Source organism: Bordetella genomosp. 9 (genome assembly GCF_002119725.1).
GTDB lineage: Bacteria > Pseudomonadota > Gammaproteobacteria > Burkholderiales > Burkholderiaceae_B > Bordetella_C.
Genome location: NZ_CP021109.1, coordinates 4257132 through 4275482, shown reverse-complemented (window position 1 = coordinate 4275482; position 18351 = coordinate 4257132). Strand labels below are relative to the sequence as shown.

General features: G+C 68.1%; 17 protein-coding genes and 1 pseudogene. 9 read left to right on the top strand and 9 right to left on the bottom strand.

The features are described 5' to 3' along the window. Positions 1-129 precede the first annotated feature (129 nt). On the top strand, positions 130-1374 hold the full coding sequence (locus CAL13_RS19635) for a YbdK family carboxylate-amine ligase (protein WP_086058884.1): 1245 nt from the start codon (positions 130-132) through the stop codon (positions 1372-1374). An 18-nt stretch (positions 1375-1392) separates the two neighbouring features. On the opposite strand, the gene CAL13_RS19630 is transcribed toward CAL13_RS19635, so the two are convergent. Then, a complete protein-coding gene (locus tag CAL13_RS19630) occupies positions 1393-2337 on the bottom strand; it encodes a methyltransferase domain-containing protein (RefSeq protein WP_232462448.1) in 945 nt (314 codons plus the stop codon). A 115-nt stretch (positions 2338-2452) separates the two neighbouring features. Here CAL13_RS19630 and CAL13_RS19625 point away from each other — a divergent pair, with 115 nt between their 5' ends. Together CAL13_RS19625 and CAL13_RS19620 are read left to right on the top strand one after the other, a co-directional pair. Then, entirely contained in the window at positions 2453-3223 is a 771-nt protein-coding gene (locus CAL13_RS19625) for a ComF family protein (protein ID WP_232467707.1), read from the top strand. Between the two features lie 18 nt (positions 3224-3241). Continuing rightward, positions 3242-3712: a tRNA (cytidine(34)-2'-O)-methyltransferase gene (locus tag CAL13_RS19620; RefSeq protein ID WP_086058882.1), complete on the top strand. Its 471-nt coding sequence runs from the start codon at positions 3242-3244 to the stop codon at positions 3710-3712. A gap of 19 nt (positions 3713-3731) precedes the next feature. Here CAL13_RS19620 and CAL13_RS19615 read toward each other — a convergent pair whose 3' ends face one another. The 6 genes from CAL13_RS19615 to CAL13_RS19590 form a co-directional block, all read right to left on the bottom strand. After that, a complete protein-coding gene (locus CAL13_RS19615) occupies positions 3732-5057 on the bottom strand; it encodes a cytochrome P450 (RefSeq protein WP_086073743.1) in 1326 nt (441 codons plus the stop codon). A 137-nt stretch (positions 5058-5194) separates the two neighbouring features. Beyond that, positions 5195-6070 carry a Bug family tripartite tricarboxylate transporter substrate binding protein gene (locus tag CAL13_RS19610; RefSeq protein ID WP_420042465.1) on the bottom strand — a complete coding sequence of 292 codons (876 nt, stop codon included), beginning with the start codon at positions 6068-6070 and terminating at the stop codon, positions 5195-5197. Positions 6071-6282: 212 nt separating this feature from the next. Next, positions 6283-7362, bottom strand: a complete 1080-nt coding sequence (locus CAL13_RS19605; protein ID WP_086058880.1) for an NAD(P)H-dependent glycerol-3-phosphate dehydrogenase — start codon at positions 7360-7362, stop codon at positions 6283-6285. Further along, positions 7346-7867 (bottom strand): protein-export chaperone SecB, encoded by a 522-nt coding sequence (gene secB, locus CAL13_RS19600; protein ID WP_086058879.1) that lies wholly within the window; start codon positions 7865-7867, stop codon positions 7346-7348. Before secB ends, CAL13_RS19605 begins: the two co-directional genes overlap by 17 nt. Before the next feature lie 79 nt (positions 7868-7946). Further along, complete coding sequence (gene grxC / locus CAL13_RS19595) at positions 7947-8204, bottom strand: glutaredoxin 3 (RefSeq protein WP_086058878.1); 258 nt, start codon at positions 8202-8204, stop codon at positions 7947-7949. A gap of 45 nt (positions 8205-8249) precedes the next feature. After that, entirely contained in the window at positions 8250-8672 is a 423-nt protein-coding gene (locus CAL13_RS19590) for a rhodanese-like domain-containing protein (RefSeq protein ID WP_198297679.1), read from the bottom strand. Positions 8673-8831: 159 nt separating this feature from the next. On the opposite strand from CAL13_RS19590, the gene gpmA reads away from it, so the two are divergent. The 4 genes from gpmA (at position 8832) to CAL13_RS21565 (ending at position 13949) form a co-directional block, all read left to right on the top strand. Further along, on the top strand, positions 8832-9581 hold the full coding sequence (gene gpmA / locus CAL13_RS19585; RefSeq protein ID WP_086058877.1) for a 2,3-diphosphoglycerate-dependent phosphoglycerate mutase: 750 nt from the start codon (positions 8832-8834) through the stop codon (positions 9579-9581). A gap of 439 nt (positions 9582-10020) precedes the next feature. After that, the gene (locus CAL13_RS19580) at positions 10021-11649 is read left to right on the top strand and encodes a murein hydrolase activator EnvC family protein (protein ID WP_086073291.1); all 1629 of its coding nucleotides are present in this window, start codon (positions 10021-10023) and stop codon (positions 11647-11649) included. 33 nt (positions 11650-11682) lie between these two features. After that, a complete protein-coding gene (locus tag CAL13_RS19575) occupies positions 11683-13155 on the top strand; it encodes a S41 family peptidase (RefSeq protein WP_086058875.1) in 1473 nt (490 codons plus the stop codon). After that, positions 13152-13949 carry a HesA/MoeB/ThiF family protein gene (locus tag CAL13_RS21565; protein ID WP_086073290.1) on the top strand — a complete coding sequence of 266 codons (798 nt, stop codon included), beginning with the start codon at positions 13152-13154 and terminating at the stop codon, positions 13947-13949. Before CAL13_RS19575 ends, CAL13_RS21565 begins: the two co-directional genes overlap by 4 nt. Positions 13950-14021: 72 nt before the next feature. Here CAL13_RS21565 and CAL13_RS19565 read toward each other — a convergent pair. After that, positions 14022-14804: pseudogene (locus CAL13_RS19565) on the bottom strand (LysR family transcriptional regulator); the annotation flags it as partial. 199 nt (positions 14805-15003) lie between these two features. On the opposite strand from CAL13_RS19565, the gene CAL13_RS19560 reads away from it, so the two are divergent. Continuing rightward, complete coding sequence (locus CAL13_RS19560) at positions 15004-15405, top strand: carboxymuconolactone decarboxylase family protein (RefSeq protein ID WP_086073742.1); 402 nt, start codon at positions 15004-15006, stop codon at positions 15403-15405. Positions 15406-15411: 6 nt separating this feature from the next. Here CAL13_RS19560 and norR read toward each other — a convergent pair whose 3' ends face one another. Then, on the bottom strand, positions 15412-17007 hold the full coding sequence (gene norR, locus CAL13_RS19555) for a nitric oxide reductase transcriptional regulator NorR (RefSeq protein WP_086073288.1): 1596 nt from the start codon (positions 17005-17007) through the stop codon (positions 15412-15414). Between the two features lie 140 nt (positions 17008-17147). Between norR and hmpA the strand changes: the two genes are divergently transcribed. Then, positions 17148-18329 (top strand): NO-inducible flavohemoprotein, encoded by a 1182-nt coding sequence (hmpA, locus tag CAL13_RS19550; protein WP_086073287.1) that lies wholly within the window; start codon positions 17148-17150, stop codon positions 18327-18329. The last annotated feature ends 22 nt before the right edge of the window (positions 18330-18351 follow it).

Here is an 18351-nt window from a genome sequence, read left to right as displayed (position 1 = left end):
CGCGTGGATGAGAACATGTCGCGGCTAAACTGCATCTTCGCTTCGCACACCAGGCGCCCCGGGATGTCTCCGGGTTTCAAGACCGCCGGACGCCATCCCCGAACAACATAAGATACATAGGAGCAGGTAATGGAACAGATCCCGTTCGTCCCGTCCGCACCCAACACGCTGGGCATCGAACTCGAACTGCAATTGATCGATCCACGGACCTTCGACCTGACTGCTGCCTCGGATGAATTGCTGGCGCAAATGGCGGATCACCCCATCGCGGACCGCGTCAAGCCCGAGATCACGCGCTCGATGATCGAGCTGAATTCGTCCGTTCACGAACACCCCATGGGCCTGCTCGCCGAGATGCGCGAAATGCGCACCGCGCTGTGCGACGCCGCGGACGCCGTCGGCGTCGCGGTGGCGGGCGGCGGCGCCCACCCCTTCATGCGCTGGCAGGAACGGTCGATTTCCGATACGCCGCGCTTCCAGTTCCTGGCCGAGATGTATGGCTATCTGGCGCGCCAGTTCACTGTCTTCGGGCAGCACATCCACATTGGCGTGAAGTCGGGCGACCAGGCGATTGCGCTCACGCGCCGATTGTCGGCCTATGTGCCGCATTTCATTGCCCTGTCCGCGTCGTCGCCTTACTACGAGGGCGTGGACACGCTGTTTTCCTGCTGCCGCCTGAACGCGGTCAACAGCTTCCCGCTGGCGGGCAATCTGCCGGCGGACGTGACGGACTGGTACCGGTTCGAGGCCCACTTGGCGCAACTGCGCAACCTGGGCCTGGCCGAAAGCATCAAGGATCTGTACTGGGACATCCGGCCGAAGCCGGACTTCGGCACGGTAGAGATCCGCGTGTGCGACACGCCTCTTACAGTCGAGCGCGCCTGCCAGCTGGCGGCCTTCGCCCAGGCCTTGGCGGTCCTGCTGGATCGCGAGCCGCAGGAAGAGGGCGGCCTCTGGCTGGCCTATCGCAGCAATCACTTCCAGGCCTGCCGCTTCGGGCTGCAAGGCAGCTACGTGACGCCCGAAGGCCAGCGCCTGCGGCTGATCGATCATCTGCGCGGCGTGTTCGGGCGCCTGATGCCGATCGCGGAAGAACTGGGCACGAGCGATATGCTGGCCGCGCTGCGTGACGACGCGCTGCGCGCAGGCAACGATTCCCGCTGGCTGCGCGCGCAGTTCCATCGTCTGCGCGACCTGCCCTCGGTGGTGGAGTCGATGACCGGCGCTTTCCGCGGCGAATCCGGCCTGGTCGGCATGGCCGGCAACGATCCCACCGCAGTCGTGCGCCGGCGCGTCCGCGCGACGTCCGAACCGCTGCACGGCGTCGGCGTGCAGACGCTGGCCGAGCCTTCGGAACCTCACCGTCTGCACTGACCGCCGAAGGCTGGCGCCTTACCGGCCGGTGCGGTGACGGCCCCCGATGGCGCTGACCGACAGCCGCGTCTCGCCCGGCGCGGCCTGGCGGGCGGCGGCGCGCCAGGCATGGCCGTACGCAACTTCAATGGTCAATGCGATCGTACCGTCGGGACGCCGCTGAGACTCCAGCGCCGCGCATAGCCGGTCGCGCCAGGCCGGCGTCGCCAGCGACGCCTTGCGCGTGGCGCTGGGGTTGCCACCGAGCGCCCGCACGTCCTCGAGCAGGCGCATGGGCGTCTGGTAGGTCAGCGTCAGGGTTTCCTGGTCCATCACCGGATCAGCGAAACCGTTTTCCACCAGCAGGTCGCCGAAATCGTGCATGTCCACGAAGGCGGGCGTGGCCGTGTCCAGGCCGGCATCGGCCACGGCCTGCCGCAGTTCGCGCAACGTCGCGGGACCCAGGCAGGAAAACATGGCAAGGCCGTTCACTTTGAGGATACGCCGCCATTCCGCCAGGACGTCGTGCGGGCGCGGATGCCAATGCAGGGCCAGGTTTGACCAGACCAGTTCCAGGGACTCCGGCGGCAGGCCGGTGTCCGCCAGGTCGGCCTGAAGGAACCGGAGCCGTCCATTGCCGGCGCCGCCATTGCGTCCCAGGCCCGCCGCGACGCGCTCCAGAATGCCGGCCCAGCCTTTGGGACTGAACCGCCGGCGCGCGACGTCGAGCAGGGGCGGGCAGGCGTCCAGGCCGATGTACTCGGCCTCGGGATAGCGTTCGCGCAGCAACGGCAGGCAAGCGCCCGCGCCGCAGCCGGCGTCCATCATCCGTGTGGGCTGGATGCGGATATAGCGCAGGCGGTCCAGCATGCGCCGTCCGATTTCTCCATAAAGGAATTGCGCGTTTTCCAGGTCCCCGCGGCGGGCGAACTGGCGCGTCACATGGGCGCTGACGATGGGAAGCGAGGGAAGGGCGTTGGACATTTCGGTCGCGCCGGGGCACCCGCGGCGCGCAAGATAAGCTGAAATAAGCCCTGACATTATTGCGCATGGGCGGGCGCCGACCGGCGAAAGGCGCGCCCCGGGAAGGGAGATGGCAGTGGCGGGCTCACAGTGGCTGCGACGAATCGCGGCGGCATCGGCGGCGTGCTGGCAGGCGTTGCCCGGCGACTGCGCCCTGTGCGGCGCCCGCGCCCGATGCGGCAAGCTCTGCCCCGGGTGCCTCGACGACGTGCTGGCGACCATGCACGCCGCGCAGCGCCGGTGCGGCCGCTGTGCGCTGCGGCTGCGCGCATGTGCCGCGTCCTGCCCGGATTGCGAGCGCCGTCCGCTGGCGCTGGCGCGCGTCGTGGCCGGTTTCGACTACGAGTCTCCGGGCGATATGCTGATCGCCCGCTACAAAACCGAAATGCGGTACGCCCTGGCCGGTGTGCTCGCGGATCTGGTCATGCAGGCCCAGGCGGCCAGCGGCGCCCTGCCGCCGGGCGCCGTGCTCGTGCCGATCCCGGCTTCCCGTGTATCGCTGCGCCGGCGCGGATTCAATCCGGCGGGCGAACTGGCGCGCGCGCTGGCCCGCCGCACCGGCCTGCCTTTGCGCCGGCACTGGCTGGCGCGCACGCGCGAGGGGCCCCGGCAGGCCGCCCTGACCCGCGCCGGACGCATGCAGGGCGCGACGGGCGGCTACACCTGTACCGTCCGCCTGCCGTCCTGTCCGGTCGTCCTGGTGGACGACGTGATGACCACGGGCAGCACCCTGCACGCCGCCGCGCTGGCCGTGCGCGCTGCGGGCGCCGGGGAAGTCATCGCGCTGGTGGCCGCCCGGGCGCCGGCAAACGATGGCGGGACGCTGGCACAATATCGCCTGCCGTAGCATGGCGTCCCATCCGATATGTTCCACGTCGTTCTCGTCTCGCCCGAAATCCCGCCGAATACCGGTAACGCCATCCGGCTTTGCGCCAACACCGGCGCCCAGCTGCATTTGGTCGAACCGCTCGGTTTCGAGCTGGATGACGCCCGCTTGCGGCGCGCCGGGCTGGACTATCACGAATGGCAGCCGGTGCGGGTGCATCCCTCCCTGCCGGCAGCCCTGGCCGCCATTGGGGCGCCGCCCGAGCGGGTGTTCGCACTTACCACGCGGACGCGCCATTCCATCGCCGACGCGCCATTGCAGCCGGGAGATGTCTTCGTCTTCGGGCGGGAAACCGCCGGCTTGTCGGAAGAGCAGCTGGCGCTGTTCGCACCGGCGCAGCGCCTGCGGCTGCCGATGCGCCCGGGTCAGCGCAGTCTGAACCTGTCCAACGCCGTGGCCGTCGTGGTGTTCGAGGCCTGGCGCCAGGCCGGCTACGCCGGCGGCGTGTAGGGCTGGCCCGCGCGCTGGCCTATGCCGGCGCTGCCGCGCGCCGCACCAGCATGGCGGCGCGCGGAAGGGCGGGCAGCCGCCGCATGTCGATGCGCTCGTCATGCGGCGCCGCCGTGCAGTGAGCCTGGGTCAGCAGGAAGTCCAGTGTTGCATCGATCGCCGCCATCGCGACGCCTTCGCCCGGACAGCGATGGCCCGTTTGCGCCTGGCCCCCGCCCTGGGGAATGAAATCGAAGGGTGTCGGCGGTCTGTCGATGAATCTGTCGGGGTTGAAGGCCGACGGCTCCTTCCACAGCCTTGCGTCGTGATTCGTCCCGTACAGGTCCAGCAGCGTGCGACGGCCACGCCGAAACAGGTAACCCTTCCATTCGAAATCTTCCCTGACGACGGCCATCACGGCCGGGAAGAACGGGTAGTAGCGGCGTACTTCGTTGATGAAGCGCTCCCGGTAGGCGCGGTCGCCATTGATCAGCGGGCGGCGCAGTTCTGGGTGGAAGAGCAGGGCGTGGGCGGCAAATACGATGAATACCGAAACCGCCACGGTGGGACGCAGGATGTTCAGCAGCTCCACGGCCGCGATCCTTGCGGGCAGGAGGCGGCCCTGTTCGTCCCGGTGCAGGGCGACCGCGTGCAGGGCGCTCGCGCCGCCAGCCGTGCCGGCATCCGCGGGTCTCGCCGCACCGTTGGCCCGGGATGCGGGCCAGGCGTGCGGCCGTGCCGCGGCGGGAAGCGAGCTTTTTGCGCGGACCCGCTCGATCTCTCCGCGCAGCCATGCCTCGGCGCGATGGCGGCAGCGCCGGGAATGCAGATGCGCCGACACGCCCCGCGCCGCGTCGTCGTACAGCGCGGCCAGTTCTGCGGTGCGCCGTGGCGCGTCGGCTTCGGCCAGGGGCACGCCGGCCCATGCGCACACCGCACGGGTCAACACTTCCTGTGCGGCGGGATAGAGCTGCGTGTCGGCGGCGGCGGGCCAGCGCGTGGCGGCTTCCTGCCATGCCACCCCCACGCCTCGGGCCAATGCGGCCACGCGTGGCGGCGACAGCGCCTCCATGAACAAGGCCTTGCGGGCGCGGTGGGCAGGGCCGTCCAGCGTCTGCACGGCCCGCTTGCCGAAGAGCGTGGCGCGCAATGGCTCGGGCGCGGCGCCGGCGCGCTGGAAGCGGCCGGGATCGTAGAACAGCTCCGCCGCGGCGGCGCCCGTCATGCACAGCGTCGGGCGCATGAGGAGCCGCGTCTCGAAGACATCCGAATCGAACCGGCGCGCCCGGGACGAGATGAATCCGTACGGATCGGCGAACAACGCGAGCGTGTTGTCCAGCGCCCTATCGACGGGCATGGCTTTCATGCCGGCGTCCTCCAGAAGGGAAAGCCGCCGGAAAGCAAAGGCCGTTCCCATCGGGACGCTCCCAAAAGCGCAGCGCTGCGGACGGGGGTGGCCCGTGCGCGGCGCGGGTAGTCGGAACAGGGTCCGGAGGCGTCCCGTCAATCCAGGGACAGGTTCAGTTTCTTGATGACGGCGTCCCAGCGCGCCTTCTCGTCTCGCATGCGGTCCGTAAGCTGTTCGGGGGAGGAGGGCGCGGGCGTGAAGTACTGCACGGCCATTTGCTGGCGCACTTTATCGCTGCTGATGATGCGCGCCAGCTCGCTGTTCAGGCGCTCGATGACGGTGCTCGGCGTGCCCGCGGGGACCAGGATGGCGTCCCAGGAAATGGCCTCGAATCCCGGATAGCCCTGTTCCGCCATGGTCGGGATATCGGGCAGCGTTTCGGCGCGTTGCAGGCTGGTCACCGCCAGCACCGTGGCCTTGCCGTTGCGCGCCTGCGGCATGGCGATCGCGGGAACCATGAAGGACGACTGGATGTCGCCCGAAATGATGGCGCTTATCACCTGGGGAAAGCCGGGGTACGGGATATGGGCGATATCGAGTCCCGCCTGGCCCTTGAACATTTCCATGGCCAACTGGGATGCGCTGCCCGGGCCCACCGACCCGTAGTTCAGCGCGCCCGGCCGTTCCTTGGCCAATTTGACGAATTGTTCGACCGTTTTGATGCCGAGGTCGCGGGGGACCACCAGGACGTTGGGGCTGGTTGCCACCAGTGTGACCGGGGCCAGGTCGTTGAAGGGATCGTAGCCCAGCGTCTTGCGGTACAGGGTGGGCGCCGTGGTCAGCGGCCCGTTGATGGTGAACAGGACGGTGTACCCGTCGGGCTTGGCTTCGGCCGCCAGCCGCGTGCCGATGTTGCCGCCCGCGCCCGGCTTGTTCTGCACGATGATGGGCTGGCCCAGCGCCTTGGACAGCGGCTCGGAAACGATGCGCGCCAGCAGATCCGGCGACGAACCCGCCGGGAAAGGAACAATCAGGTCGATGGGGCGCTCCGGCCACTCCGCTCTTGCCGGCGCCGTGGCAATCAAGGCGGCGGCAAGGCCGGCCAGCGCCAGCCAGAGCCGGGGCTTCCATATGCCCCGGCCACCTTGGCCGTTGTTGAACTGGAACATCGTTTTTCTCCTCAGGCGGATATCCGGGCGCGAACCGGTCTGTGATGCCGCGCCGGTTTGGTTTCAACAAACCTTTAGTCGGGTGTGCGCAAGTCCCCGCTTTCCGGTCGGGCGTCGCGCGCCAGCAAAGTGGAGACGGCGGTCATGGGCGCGACGCCGTCGAACAAGACGGCGCATACCGCTTCGGTGATCGGCATGTCCACATTCAGCGCACGGGCCCGGTCCAGCGCCGCCCGGGCCGCCCGCACCCCTTCGGCGGTGACCCCGCTGGCGAGGATGTCGGCAAGCTTGCGGCCTGATCCGATCTCCACGCCCACGCGCCGGTTGCGCGACAGCTCGCCCGTGGCGCTCAGCACCAGGTCGCCCAAACCTGTCAGGCCGGCGAAGGTGTCGGCGCGCGCGCCCAGGGCGACGCCGAAGCGCGTCATTTCGGCCAGGCCGCGCGTGATCAGCGCCGCGCGGGCATTGGTGCCCAGCATCAGCCCGTCGGACACGCCGCACGCGATGGCGATGATGTTCTTCATCGCGCCGCCCACTTCCACCCCGATCACGTCCGAGCCGGCATAGACGCGCACCGCGCCCCCATGCAGCGCGGCCGTCGCGGTCTCGCACAAAACGGAATCGGTGCTGGCGACCGTCAGCCCAACCGGCAGACCCTGCGCCACTTCGCGCGCGAAGCTGGGGCCGGACAGGACGCCGGCCGCTACCGAGGGCAGCGCGCCAAGCGCGTCGCGCGCGATCTCGTGCGGCAAGCGGCGGGTTTCCTGCTCGAAGCCTTTGCAGGTCCACACCACGTGCCACCGGTCGCGGCCCAGCGCCGGGAGGCGGCGCGCGAGTTCGCGGCACAGGGTTTCCAGCCCCGCCACCGGTACGCCCAGGATGAGCAGCGGGTCGCCGCCATCGGCGGCGGCATGGCGCAGCGCCTGGTCCAGGTCCGCGGTGATCTCGAGCGAGGCAGGCAAAGAAACGCCCGGCAGATACCGGGCGTTTTCGCGTGCCGCGGCCATGTCGGCGGCCTGCGCCGCCTGGCGCGCCCACAGCAGCGTGGGGCACCGGCGCGAGGCCGCGGCGGCCAGCGCCGTTCCCCAACTGCCGGCGCCCAGGACGGCAACGCGGGGCGCGGCCGACGGTGCGGTCTTACTGGCGGGTGGCATTGGGCGGCAGGATGATGCCCGAGTCGTTGCCTTCCTGCTCCTGCGATTGCTGCTGCGAGAGCTCGGCGATGCGCTGCTCGTACAGGGCCTGGAAGTTCACTTCGGCCAAATGCAGCGCCGGCAGCGAGGTGCGGGTGATGGCGTCCGCCACATTGGCGCGCAGATACGGATAGATCATGGTGGGGCACACGATCCCCAGCAGCGGATCCATCTGCTCGGCCGGAATGTTGGCGAGCTCGAAAATGCCGGCCTGCGTGCCTTCGACGAGATAGAGCACCTTGTCGCTGATGCGCGTGGTGACCGTCACCGTCACGGTGGATTCGAACAGCGTCTCAGTCAGCCGTTGTCCGCCGACATTGATGCTGACTTCCACTTGCGGCCCTTCCTGTTCCAGGAATACGTGCGGCGCATTGGGCATCTCCAGCGACAGGTCTTTCAGGTAGACGCGCTGCAGGTTGAACGACGGTGTGTCATTGCCCTGTTGCGGGTTGGATTGGTCAGCCATTGAGAGTTCCGGAAAGGTAAGGAGATAAAGCCTGTTCAGGCCGGGGATGCGCCGCCCGTCAGGCGGCGCGTAAGGACATTCAGTCGTTCAGCAGGGGCAGCAGCTTGTCGGCGCGATCGAGCGCAGCCAGGTCGTCGAAGCCGCCCACGTGAGTATCGCCGATGAAAATCTGCGGCACGGTGCGGCGCCCCGTGCGTTCCATCATGATGGCCCGCTGTTCGGGTTCCTGATCGATGCGGATCTTCTCGATTTCGCTGACGCCGCGCTGTTTGAGCAGCATTTCGGCGCGGGAGCAGTACGGGCAATAGCCGGTGCTGTACATCACGACTTTCTTCATCGTCGATTCCTTGCGCGAGGCAGTCGGGGTCGGGAGGTATCCGGGTCAGGCCTTCTGGGTGACCGGCAGGCCGGCCTGGCTCCAGGCCCTCATGCCGCCTTCCAGGGCGACCACCTCGTTGAAGCCCTGGGCCTTGAGCTTGGCCACGGCGCGGCCGGAGTCGCGCCCTTGCTCGCATACCACCACCAGGGGCTTGTTCTTCGGAAGCCCGGCGGATTTTTTCTCGATGTCCGCAGCCGGCACGCTGCGTGCCTGCGCGATGTGCCCGGCCTGGAATTGCTCGGCGGGGCGTACATCCACCCAGACGGCCTGCCGCTGGTTCACCAGCTGTATGGCTTCAGCCGTTCCGATGGCCGATCCGCCGCCGCTCTTGCGCAGCGCCGGAATGGCCAGCATGATGCCGGACACGACAGCCGCCGCAACGATAAAGATATTGTTCTGGCTAAGCAGAAAATGCAGAAAATCCACGGAACGTCCTGAGAATTGACGATTAATGGACGGCCAAGCCGCCACCGGACACCGCCGTCCGGGCGCGCTCGCGCGCGAGCGTCCGGACGGGGCACAACCTTGCAATTATAAAATGACGGCATTCCGGCATCTTTCAACACTGTTTCAAGCGACCGCACCATGCACAAACTCGTTCTGATGCGCCACGGCGAAAGCCAGTGGAATCTGGAAAACCGCTTCACCGGCTGGACCGACGTGGACCTGACCGAAACCGGTCGCCAGCAGGCCTGGGCGGCCGGCGAGCTTTTGAAGCGCGAAGGCTACGGCTTCGACCTGGCTTTTACGTCGGTTCTGAAGCGCGCCATCCGCACGCTATGGATCGCGCTGGATGCCATGGACGCCATGTATACGCCCGTGGGCAACAGCTGGCGCCTGAACGAGAGGCACTACGGCGCATTGCAGGGCCTGAACAAGGCCGAAACCGCCGCCAAATTCGGCGACGAGCAGGTGCTGATCTGGCGCCGTGCCTATGCCATCGCGCCGGACCCGTTGTCCGCGGACGACCCCCGGCACCCCCGCTTCGACAGCCGCTACGCCCGCGTGCCGGCCGACCAGCTGCCGGCGACGGAATGCCTGAAGGACACGGTCGCCCGCGTCCTGCCGTTCTGGAACGAGTCCATCGCCCCGGCCATCCGCGCCGGCCGCCGGGTGCTGATCGCCGCCCATGGCAACAGCCTGCGCGCCCTCATCAAGCATCTGGACAATATCTCCGACGAGGACATCGTCGGCCTGAACATTCCCACCGGCCAGCCCCTGGTCTACGAGCTGGATGACGACCTCCGGCCCCTCCGTCACTATTACCTGGGCGACCCGGCCGAGATCGAAGCGGCGATGGCCGCCGTAGCGGCCCAGGGCAAAGCGAAGAGGTAAGCCCACTCCGGAAGCGCTGACGCGCTTTCAAGGAGATCCCACCCCCGAAGCGCTGACGCGCTTCCAAGGAGAGCCCACCCCCGAAGCGCTGACGCGCTTCCCCCTCAAGGGGGCGCGCCGGTGGACCGGCGGAGCCGGATCCACGGCGCCCTGGTGGCTCAAGGGGGCGACGCTGGCGGACCGGAGGGGGAGCCCACCCCCGAAAGCGCTGACGCGCTTCCCCCCTCAAGGGGGCGACGCCAGCGGACCGGCAAAGCCGGATCCGCGGCGTCCCGGATCGGGGGGGCGCTCATTTTCAAGGGGGTGTCGGATGGTGCTTGGTGGTGGTGGCGTGAGTGTGGTTTGGCGCGTGCGCGTTTCCACGGGGGCGAGGGCGTCGGATCGGTGAAGCGGGCGGATTTCATGCGGCGTGGGTCACACGTAGGGTGAGGTGTTTGAGATGCGGGTGGCGGCGGGAATGGTGGGGGCGGCCGCGTTGATGCTGGCTGTGGCGGTGGCGCGGGCGGCGCCGGGCGATTTGAGCGAGAAGCAAAGCGAAGCCCAGCGCCAGCAGTCGGCGCTGCGCGAGCGCATACAGTCGCTGCAGAAGACCATCGAAGAGCGGGAATCCGCCCGCAAGGAAGCCGCCGACGCCTTGCGCGAATCGGAAACCGCCATCTCGCAGATCAACCGGCGTCTGGCCGAACTGGCGGCGCAGAGCCGGCAGGCCGAGGCCGACCTGGCTGCGCTGGAGCGCCAGATGACGGCCCAGCAGGCCGTCCTGGCCCAGCGGCGCGAGGAGCTGGCCAGGCAGCTGCGTTCCCAATACGCCAGCGGGTTGTCGCCATGGACTGCCCTGTTGTCCGGCGACGATCCGCAGGCCCTGGGGCGCAACCTGGCCTATCTGGGTTACGTCTCGCAGGCGCGCGCCCAGGCGGTGCAGGTGTTGCGGCGCGACCTGGAGGAATTGGCGCGGCTGCAGGGCCGCGCCGACGCGCGGCGTCAGGAAATCGCCGACGTCGTAAAGGAAACCGGGGAGCAAAAGAATGCGCTGGTCGCCCAGCAGAAAGAGCGCGCCAGCGTGCTGGCCCGGCTGGAGGGGCAGATCGAGGCGCAGCGCCAGGAAGCCGTCAAGCTGGGGCGCGACGATGCGCGCATGTCGCGCCTGATCGAGGACCTGCAGGCAGCCATCGAAAAGCAGGCCGAAGAGGCGCGCAAGGCCGAAGAAGCGCGCCGCAAGGCTGAAGAAGCGCGCCGCAAGGCCGAAGAAGAAGCCGCGCGCAAAGCCGAACAGGCGCGGCGCCAGGCCATCGAGGAAGCCCGCCGCAAGGCCGAAGAGGCGCGCAAGCGCGCCGAGGAAGCGCGCAAGGCCGCCGAAGCGTCGCGCCGCGCCCAGGAGGCGCGTGAGGCGACGCAGGCCCGCGGGCAGGTGGAAGCGGCCGCTCGCCGCGATGCCGAGGCCGCCGCGGCCGCCGCGCGTCAGGCCGCCGAAGCCGAAGCCGCCGCGCGCCGCGCGGCCGAAGCCAGCCTGCCGGTGGCGCGCGGCAACATCGAAGGCTTGACCCCGGTCGAACCCGCGGGCGCGCCCGGGCCGGATGCCTCCAGCCCCGTCACCTCTGCCCGGTCGTCCGGATCGCCCGGGTCGGCCCGCCCGTCCGCGACCGCCTCGGCCGCGCCATCCCGTCCGTTGCCCGAAGGCCGCGGACTGCGTCCCGGCCTTGCCATGCCCGTGAAGGGCGCCACCATCCAGGGCCGGTTCGGCGTCAGCCGGCCGGACGGCGGCGTGTGGCGCGGAATCGTGCTGCGCGTGCCGGAAGGCACGCCCGTCCACGCGGTGGCCCCCGGCACCGTGGTTTACGCCAATTGGCTGCGCGGCTTCGGAAACCTCATCATCGTGGATCACGGGCAGCAATATATGACCGTGTACGGCTACAACCAGGCGTTGATGAAGCAGGTGGGCGACAGGGTAGGGGCAGGCGACACCATCGCCACCGCCGGCGCTACGGGCGGGCAGGTGGAATCGGGCCTATACTTTGAAATTCGTCATGGCGGCGCGCCCGTGGACCCAGCCCAATGGTTGGCCCAGTAGAAGCGTTCGGCTAAACCAATTCAGGAAGTGTGCATGAGCACTCGCAAGTTTCGTAGTTTCGGCCTGGTGTCGGCCGGCGTGGTGGCCGGGATCCTGCTCAGCGCCGGGGTGACCGCCGTTGCGCAGCGCGGCGGCAGCACCTTGCCGCTGGACGAACTGCGCCAGTTCACCAGTGTGTTCGGCGCCATCAAGAACAACTACGTCGAGCCCGTCGACGACAAGACGCTGATCAACAACGCGATCTCCGGCATGGTGTCCGGCCTGGACCCGCATTCCGCCTATCTGGATGCCGACGCCTACCGCGATATGCAGACCGCCACGCAGGGCGAGTTCGGCGGGCTGGGCATCGAAGTGGGCGCCGAAGACGGCTACGTGAAGGTCATCTCCCCGATCGAAGACACGCCGGCCGCGCGCGCCGGCGTCATGGCGGGCGACCTCATCACCAAGATCAACGATACGCCCACCAAGGGCATGTCGTTGAACGACGCGGTGAAGCTGATGCGCGGCGCGCCCAAGACGCCGATCACGCTGACCATCATGCGCGCGGACCATCCGCAGCCCATCGTGCTGCATATCGTGCGCGACATCATCAAGGTGCGCAGCGTGCGCAGCAAGATGCTGGAGGGCAACGTCGGGTATGTGCGTATCGCGCAATTCCAGGAGAAGACGGGCGCCGACATGGCGCGTCAACTGACGGAAATGGGCGCCAAGCAGCCCCCGCGCGCCCTCATCCTGGATCTGCGCAACGATCCGGGCGGCCTGCTGACCAGCGCCATCGGCGTGGCGTCCGCGTTCCTGCCGCCCGACTCGCTGGTCGTTTCCACCGACGGCCGCACGCCGGACTCCCGCCACAAATACCTGGCCACGCCTTCGGAATATGCGCGTGGCGAAGGGAACTACCTGGCGAATCTGCCCGGCTGGGTCAAGACCGTGCCCATGGTGGTGCTGGTGAACGTCGGTTCCGCTTCGGCGTCGGAAATCGTCGCTGGCGCCCTGCAGGATCACAAGCGCGCGAAGGTCATGGGCAACCGTACTTTCGGCAAAGGCTCGGTGCAGGTCATCCTGCCCCTGAGTGAAGACACGGCCATCAAGCTGACCACGTCCCGCTACTTCACGCCCAGCGGCCGTTCCATCCAGGCCACGGGCATCGAGCCCGACTACGTGGTGGCCGATACGGCGCAGGGCGACCTGTTCCGTCTGCCGCGCGAAGCCGACCTGCAGCGCCATCTGGCCAATCAGCAGTCCCCCAACGGCGAGATCAAGTCTTCCGCGGATCCCGCCAATATCGAGCTGCCCAAAACCTTCGAGTTCGGCGGCAAGGACGACTTCCAATTGAAGCAGGCCGTGAACTTCCTGGACGGCAAGCCGATCCAGAAGGCGGTGCCCAAGACGGCGTCCAACGATAAGACGGGGCAGGACAAGGCGGGACAGCAACGCCCGGCCCAGGCCGCGCCTGAACGCATGACGATCACGCCTAATGGAGTGCAGCCCGCCAAGGCGAAATGAACGATCAGCAGTTGCTGCGCTATGCGCGCCATATCCTGCTCGACGAGCTCGGCATCGAAGGGCAGGAAAAATTTTTGGCGGCGCGCGCGCTTATCGTCGGAGCGGGAGGGCTGGGCTCTCCCGCCGCCATGTATCTGGCGACCGCGGGCGTCGGCCATATCACCCTGGTTGACGACGACGTCGTCGAACTGAGCAACCTGCAGCGACAATTGCTGCATACCACTGCAAGCCTTGGCCAGCCCAAAGTGGAATCGGGGCGGCGCGCGCTGCTTGCCCTCAATCCCGAAATCGTCGTGGAGACCATCGCCCGCCGCCTGACGGATGATGCGCTGCAGGCTGCGGTGGCCGCCGCCGACGTCGTGCTCGATTGCTCCGACAACTTCGCCACGCGCCACCAGATCAACCGTGCCTGCGTCCATCACCGCAAGCCGCTGGTCTCGGGCGCCGCCATCCGCTTCGACGGCCAGGTGGGCGTGTTCGACATGCGCGGCGACGCTTCGCCGTGCTACCACTGCCTGTTCCCCGAAGCGGACGATGTCGAGGAAGCGAACTGCGCCACCATGGGCGTGCTCGCCCCGCTGGTCGGCATCATCGGCAGCGTGCAGGCCGCCGAAACCCTGAAGCTGCTCGCCGGCATCGGCGAGTCCCTGGCCGGGCGCCTGCTATGTCTGGATGGGCTTTCGATGCAGTGGCGCAGCCTGAACGTGCCGCGCGATCCCGAGTGCGCGGTCTGCGCCGGCCGCGGCGCCGCGCACCGGCATGGCTCGGACGGCGGCCCTGGCGCGCCGGCATAGCAGAGCGTGCAGATCGTCCCGATCCGCCGGCGTGGCCAGACCGATCGATACCGCCAATTCGTCGCCTTCCCGCAGCGCCCTGTAGCTGACGCCCGCCCGCTTCAGGGCCATGAATGAGCGCGGCAGCAGGGCGAATGCTTCCCCGTTGGCCACGCCCGCCAGAATCACATGATGGTCTTCCGGTTCGCGCACTGCGCGCGGCGTGAAACCGTGTTTCTGAAATACGCGCCGGCAGTAATCGAAGAAGGCCGGCTGCCGCGCGCGCTCGAAGATGTAGATACTTTCGTCGGCCAGATCGCGCAGCGATAAGGTTCTGCGCCGGGCCAGCGGATGGGCGCTGGGCAGGGCGACGATCATAGGCTGGCGGTCCAGCACCGTCACCGACAATCCCTCCGTTTCCGTGGGCAACGCGATCAGCGCCGCGTCCAGCCGACGCGTGCGCAACTGCCGCACCAGGCGCGGCGAAGTGTCCGACACGACGAGGACGGCATCGAAACGGCCCGACGCTTCCATGCGGGCGCCGATGCCCTGAAACCATGGCGGTTCGACGGCCGTCGTCAACCCCAGCCGCAGTCGCGGCGGAACGGGCGGGGCCGCGATGCTGGCCTCGGCCTGCGCCAGCAAACGCATGATCTTGCGGGCATGGGGAAGCAAACGTTCGCCGGCCGGCGCCAGCCGCACCGATTGCGTGTCGCGCACGAACAGGGCGCAGCCCAGCCGTTCCTCCAGCTGGCGGATGGCGCGGCTGAGCGGCGGCTGCGAGATGTGCAGCCGTTCGGCCGCCTGGCGAAAGCTCAGCGTATCGGCCACCGCCAGGAATAGGGCGAGACCGCGGGAATCCAGCAGATTGGGCATGTGTGAGGACCGGAAGCGAACCGGCGCGGGCGATACGGTGGGAGGCCGCGGCGACGCTGCGGGCCCTGGCGGCATATATCAAAAAGGTATCACGAATTCGGTCATTCCCCTGCCCGGCGCGCCGCCGATACAGTGCCTGCTCCATGCCGTGCCGCGCATCCGCGCAGGCCGGACCTCAGCAACTCTTGGAGAAAAGATCATGGCATCCGAACGCTACGAATGCGGACTGAAGCAATTGCACGCGGTGGATGGCGAGGCGGGCATACGGGTCATCGAAAGCCTGCGCGAAGCCTTCCCGGACGTCGCGGCCTATGTGGTCGAATTCGCTTTTGGCGATATCTATTCGCGGCCGGGGCTGGGCTTGCGCGAGCGCGAACTGGCCGTGGTGGCCGCGCTGTGCGCGCTCGGCAATGCGGCGCCGCAGCTCAAGGTGCATCTGCACGCCGCCCTGCATGTCGGCTGCAGGCCCGAGGAAATCGTCGAGGTGGTCATGCAGATGGTGATCTACGCCGGCTTTCCGGCGGCGCTCAACGGGCTGGCGGCGGTACGCGAGGTATTCGGCGAGTGCGGCATCGCCTTGCCGCTCAAGAAGGCTGCTTGATCGCCGTCAGGCCACGGATCGCCGGGGCCGTCCGGGTCTGCCTTGCACCGGCATGCCGAGCCGGGCGGCGCGCCGCCTCAGGTTCGCGCGGTCCACGCCCAGCTCCCGGGCGGCGGCGCTCCAGTTGCCATCATGCCGGATAAGGCTGGCTTCAATGGATGTCCGTTCCACCTCTTGCAGCCTTGCCTGCAGGGTCTTCGGTACCGGCCCGGGCCGGGGCAGCGACGGAGGGACCGCCGCGGCGGTCGCGGGCGGCGGGTGTCCGATATCCAGGTCTTCCGCCGCAATCGTCAGGATGCGCGGCCGCGCCGCATGGCGGCCCAGCGCCTTGAGGACCCCGCGGCTGACCACGTGTTCCAGCTCCCGTACATTTCCGGGCCAACCATAGTGCTGCAAGGCGGCCTGGGCGTCATGGGCCAGCCGCACGGCGCCCAGCCCCAGACGCACCCGGTTTTCCTCCAGGAAAGTGCCCGTCAGAATCAGGATGTCGCGCCCGCGCTCGCGCAGTGCCGGGACGCGCAGGGGGTAGACGCTGAGCCGGTGATAGAAATCCGCCCGCATGCGGCGCGTGCGGACTTCTTCGGCCAGGTCCCGGTTGGTCGCCGCGATCAGCCTCACGTCCACCTGGTGTTCCCGGTCCGAGCCGACACGCTGCAACTGTCCGCTCTGGAGCACGCGCAGCAGCTTCGCCTGTGCGCTCAGCGGCAGTTCGCCGACCTCGTCCAGGAACAGCGTGCCGCCGTGCGCCAGCTCGAACTTGCCGCGCCGGTCCTGCACCGCGCCGGAGAACGCGCCACGCACGTGTCCGAAAAGCTCGCTTTCGATCAGGTTGTCGGGCAATGCCGCGCAGTTGACGCTGATCATCGGCTTGCCGGCGCGCGGCGAACCGGCATGCAGAGCCTGGGCCACCAATTCTTTGCCAACGCCGGTTTCGCCGGTAATCAGCACCGTCAGATCGCTTCCGGCCACCATGTCGATTTCCCGCGTCAGGCGGCGGAAGGCCGCGCTTTGGCCGATGAGCCGCCGTGCCGGTGCGGCGGCGGCCATGCGATAGCTTTCCGCGCGCCGCCGTTCGTCTTCGATGGTGACGGCCAGTGTCTCGATGCGCGCCGCCACGGTGACGGTGGCGGCGGCCAGGCCCGCGAAAACGTTCAACACGGCCAGGTCGTCCTCGGAAAAGCGGGCGGGGGCCAGGGCGTCGAGGGTCACTAGACCCCATTTGCGCTCGCCAACTTCGATGGCGCATCCCATGCAGTCGTGCACGCGCAGATCGCCTTCCGCTTGCTCGACCAGGCCGTCGTAGGGATCGGGCAAGGCGCAGTCCGGCGGAAAACGCATGGCGCTCTCCGCGTTGAGCAGGGCCTGGAAGCGCGGATGCTGATCGACGCGGAACCGTCGCCCCATTGCGTCGGGGGTCAGCCCCTCCAGCGCCAAGGGCACCAGGACCTCGCCCTCCAGCTGCAGCAAGCCCACCGCGTCGCAGGGCAGCAGCGTCCGCAAGGCGTTCAGGAAGCGCCGATAGCGCTCGGCCGGCTCGACATCGCGGGCCAGGTCGGAGACCAGGGGGATGACTGTCTCGAGCAGGGGATTCCGGGTCGGCATGACTGCAAATTGGCGAAACCGAGTCGATGAAACCTGACTTTAACACCCGGTTCTCCTTTGCATGCCAGGAATGCCAGGGCGCGAAAACTGGCATGGGTATTGCAAGGGAGAGGACCGTCCAACCCGGAGTGCCGTACCTCATGCTCGACTCGAAACAACTTGCGATCATCCGCGCCACCGTCCCGCTGCTGGAGACCGGCGGCGAAGCCCTGACCACGCATTTCTACAAGATCCTGCTGGCCGAGCATCCGGAAGTGCGGCCGCTGTTCAATCAGGCCCACCAGGCAAGCGGCGAGCAGCCGCGCGCCCTGGCCAACGGCGTGCTGGCGTATGCCCGCAATATCGACCGGCTCCAGGCCCTGGCGCCGCTGGCCACGCAAATCGTCAACAAGCACGTGTCGCTGCAGGTCCAGCCGGAGCACTATCCGATCGTCGGCGCCTGCCTGCTGCGCGCGATTCGCGAGGTGCTGGGGCCGGATACGGCCACCGATGAAGTGATCGCCGCTTGGTCGGCCGCGTATGGGCAGCTGGCCGATATGCTGATCCAGGCGGAAGCGGCCGCGTATGAGGAGCGGGCACAGGCGCCCGGCGGCTGGCGCGGCGCGCGTCCCTTCGTCGTTGACCGCAAGGTGGCGGAAAGCGCGGCCATCACGTCCTTCTATCTGCGTCCCGCCGACGGCGGTGCGGTGCTCGCCTATCAGCCCGGCCAGTATCTGGGCCTGAGGCTAGACGTCGATGGCCAGGAAATCCGCCGCAACTACTCGCTTTCGCAAGCGCCGAACGGCAGCCAGTACCGCATCAGCGTCAAACGGGAGCCGGGTGGCGTGGCGTCGAATTTTCTGCACGACCGCGTCAACGAAGGCGATACGGTCGACGTCTTCCCGCCCGCCGGCGAATTCGTGCTGCAAGCCGGCGATCGCCCCTTGGCGCTGATCAGCGGGGGCGTCGGGATTACGCCGGTGCTGGCGATGCTGGAAGCGGCGTTGCAAGCCGGCGTCCGGCCCATTCACTTCATCCACTATGCGCGCAGCTGCGCGGTCCATGCTTTCCGCGATCATGTCGACCAGCTTGCCGCCCGTCATCCGCAGCTGCGCCACTTCGTCTGCTACGAAGATGCGACGGACGCGCTACGCAAGCCGGACGATGTAGGCCTTGCGCACATCGACCAGCTGCGCCGCTGGCTGCCATCCCCGCCGGATGTGGATGCGTACTTCGTCGGACCGAAAGGGTTCATGCGCTACATGAAGAAGACCCTGGATATCCTGGGCGTGCCTGCCGCGCAGAGCCGCTACGAATTCTTCGGCCCCGCCTCGGCGCTCTAGAAACAGGCGGCCGTGGCGGCTG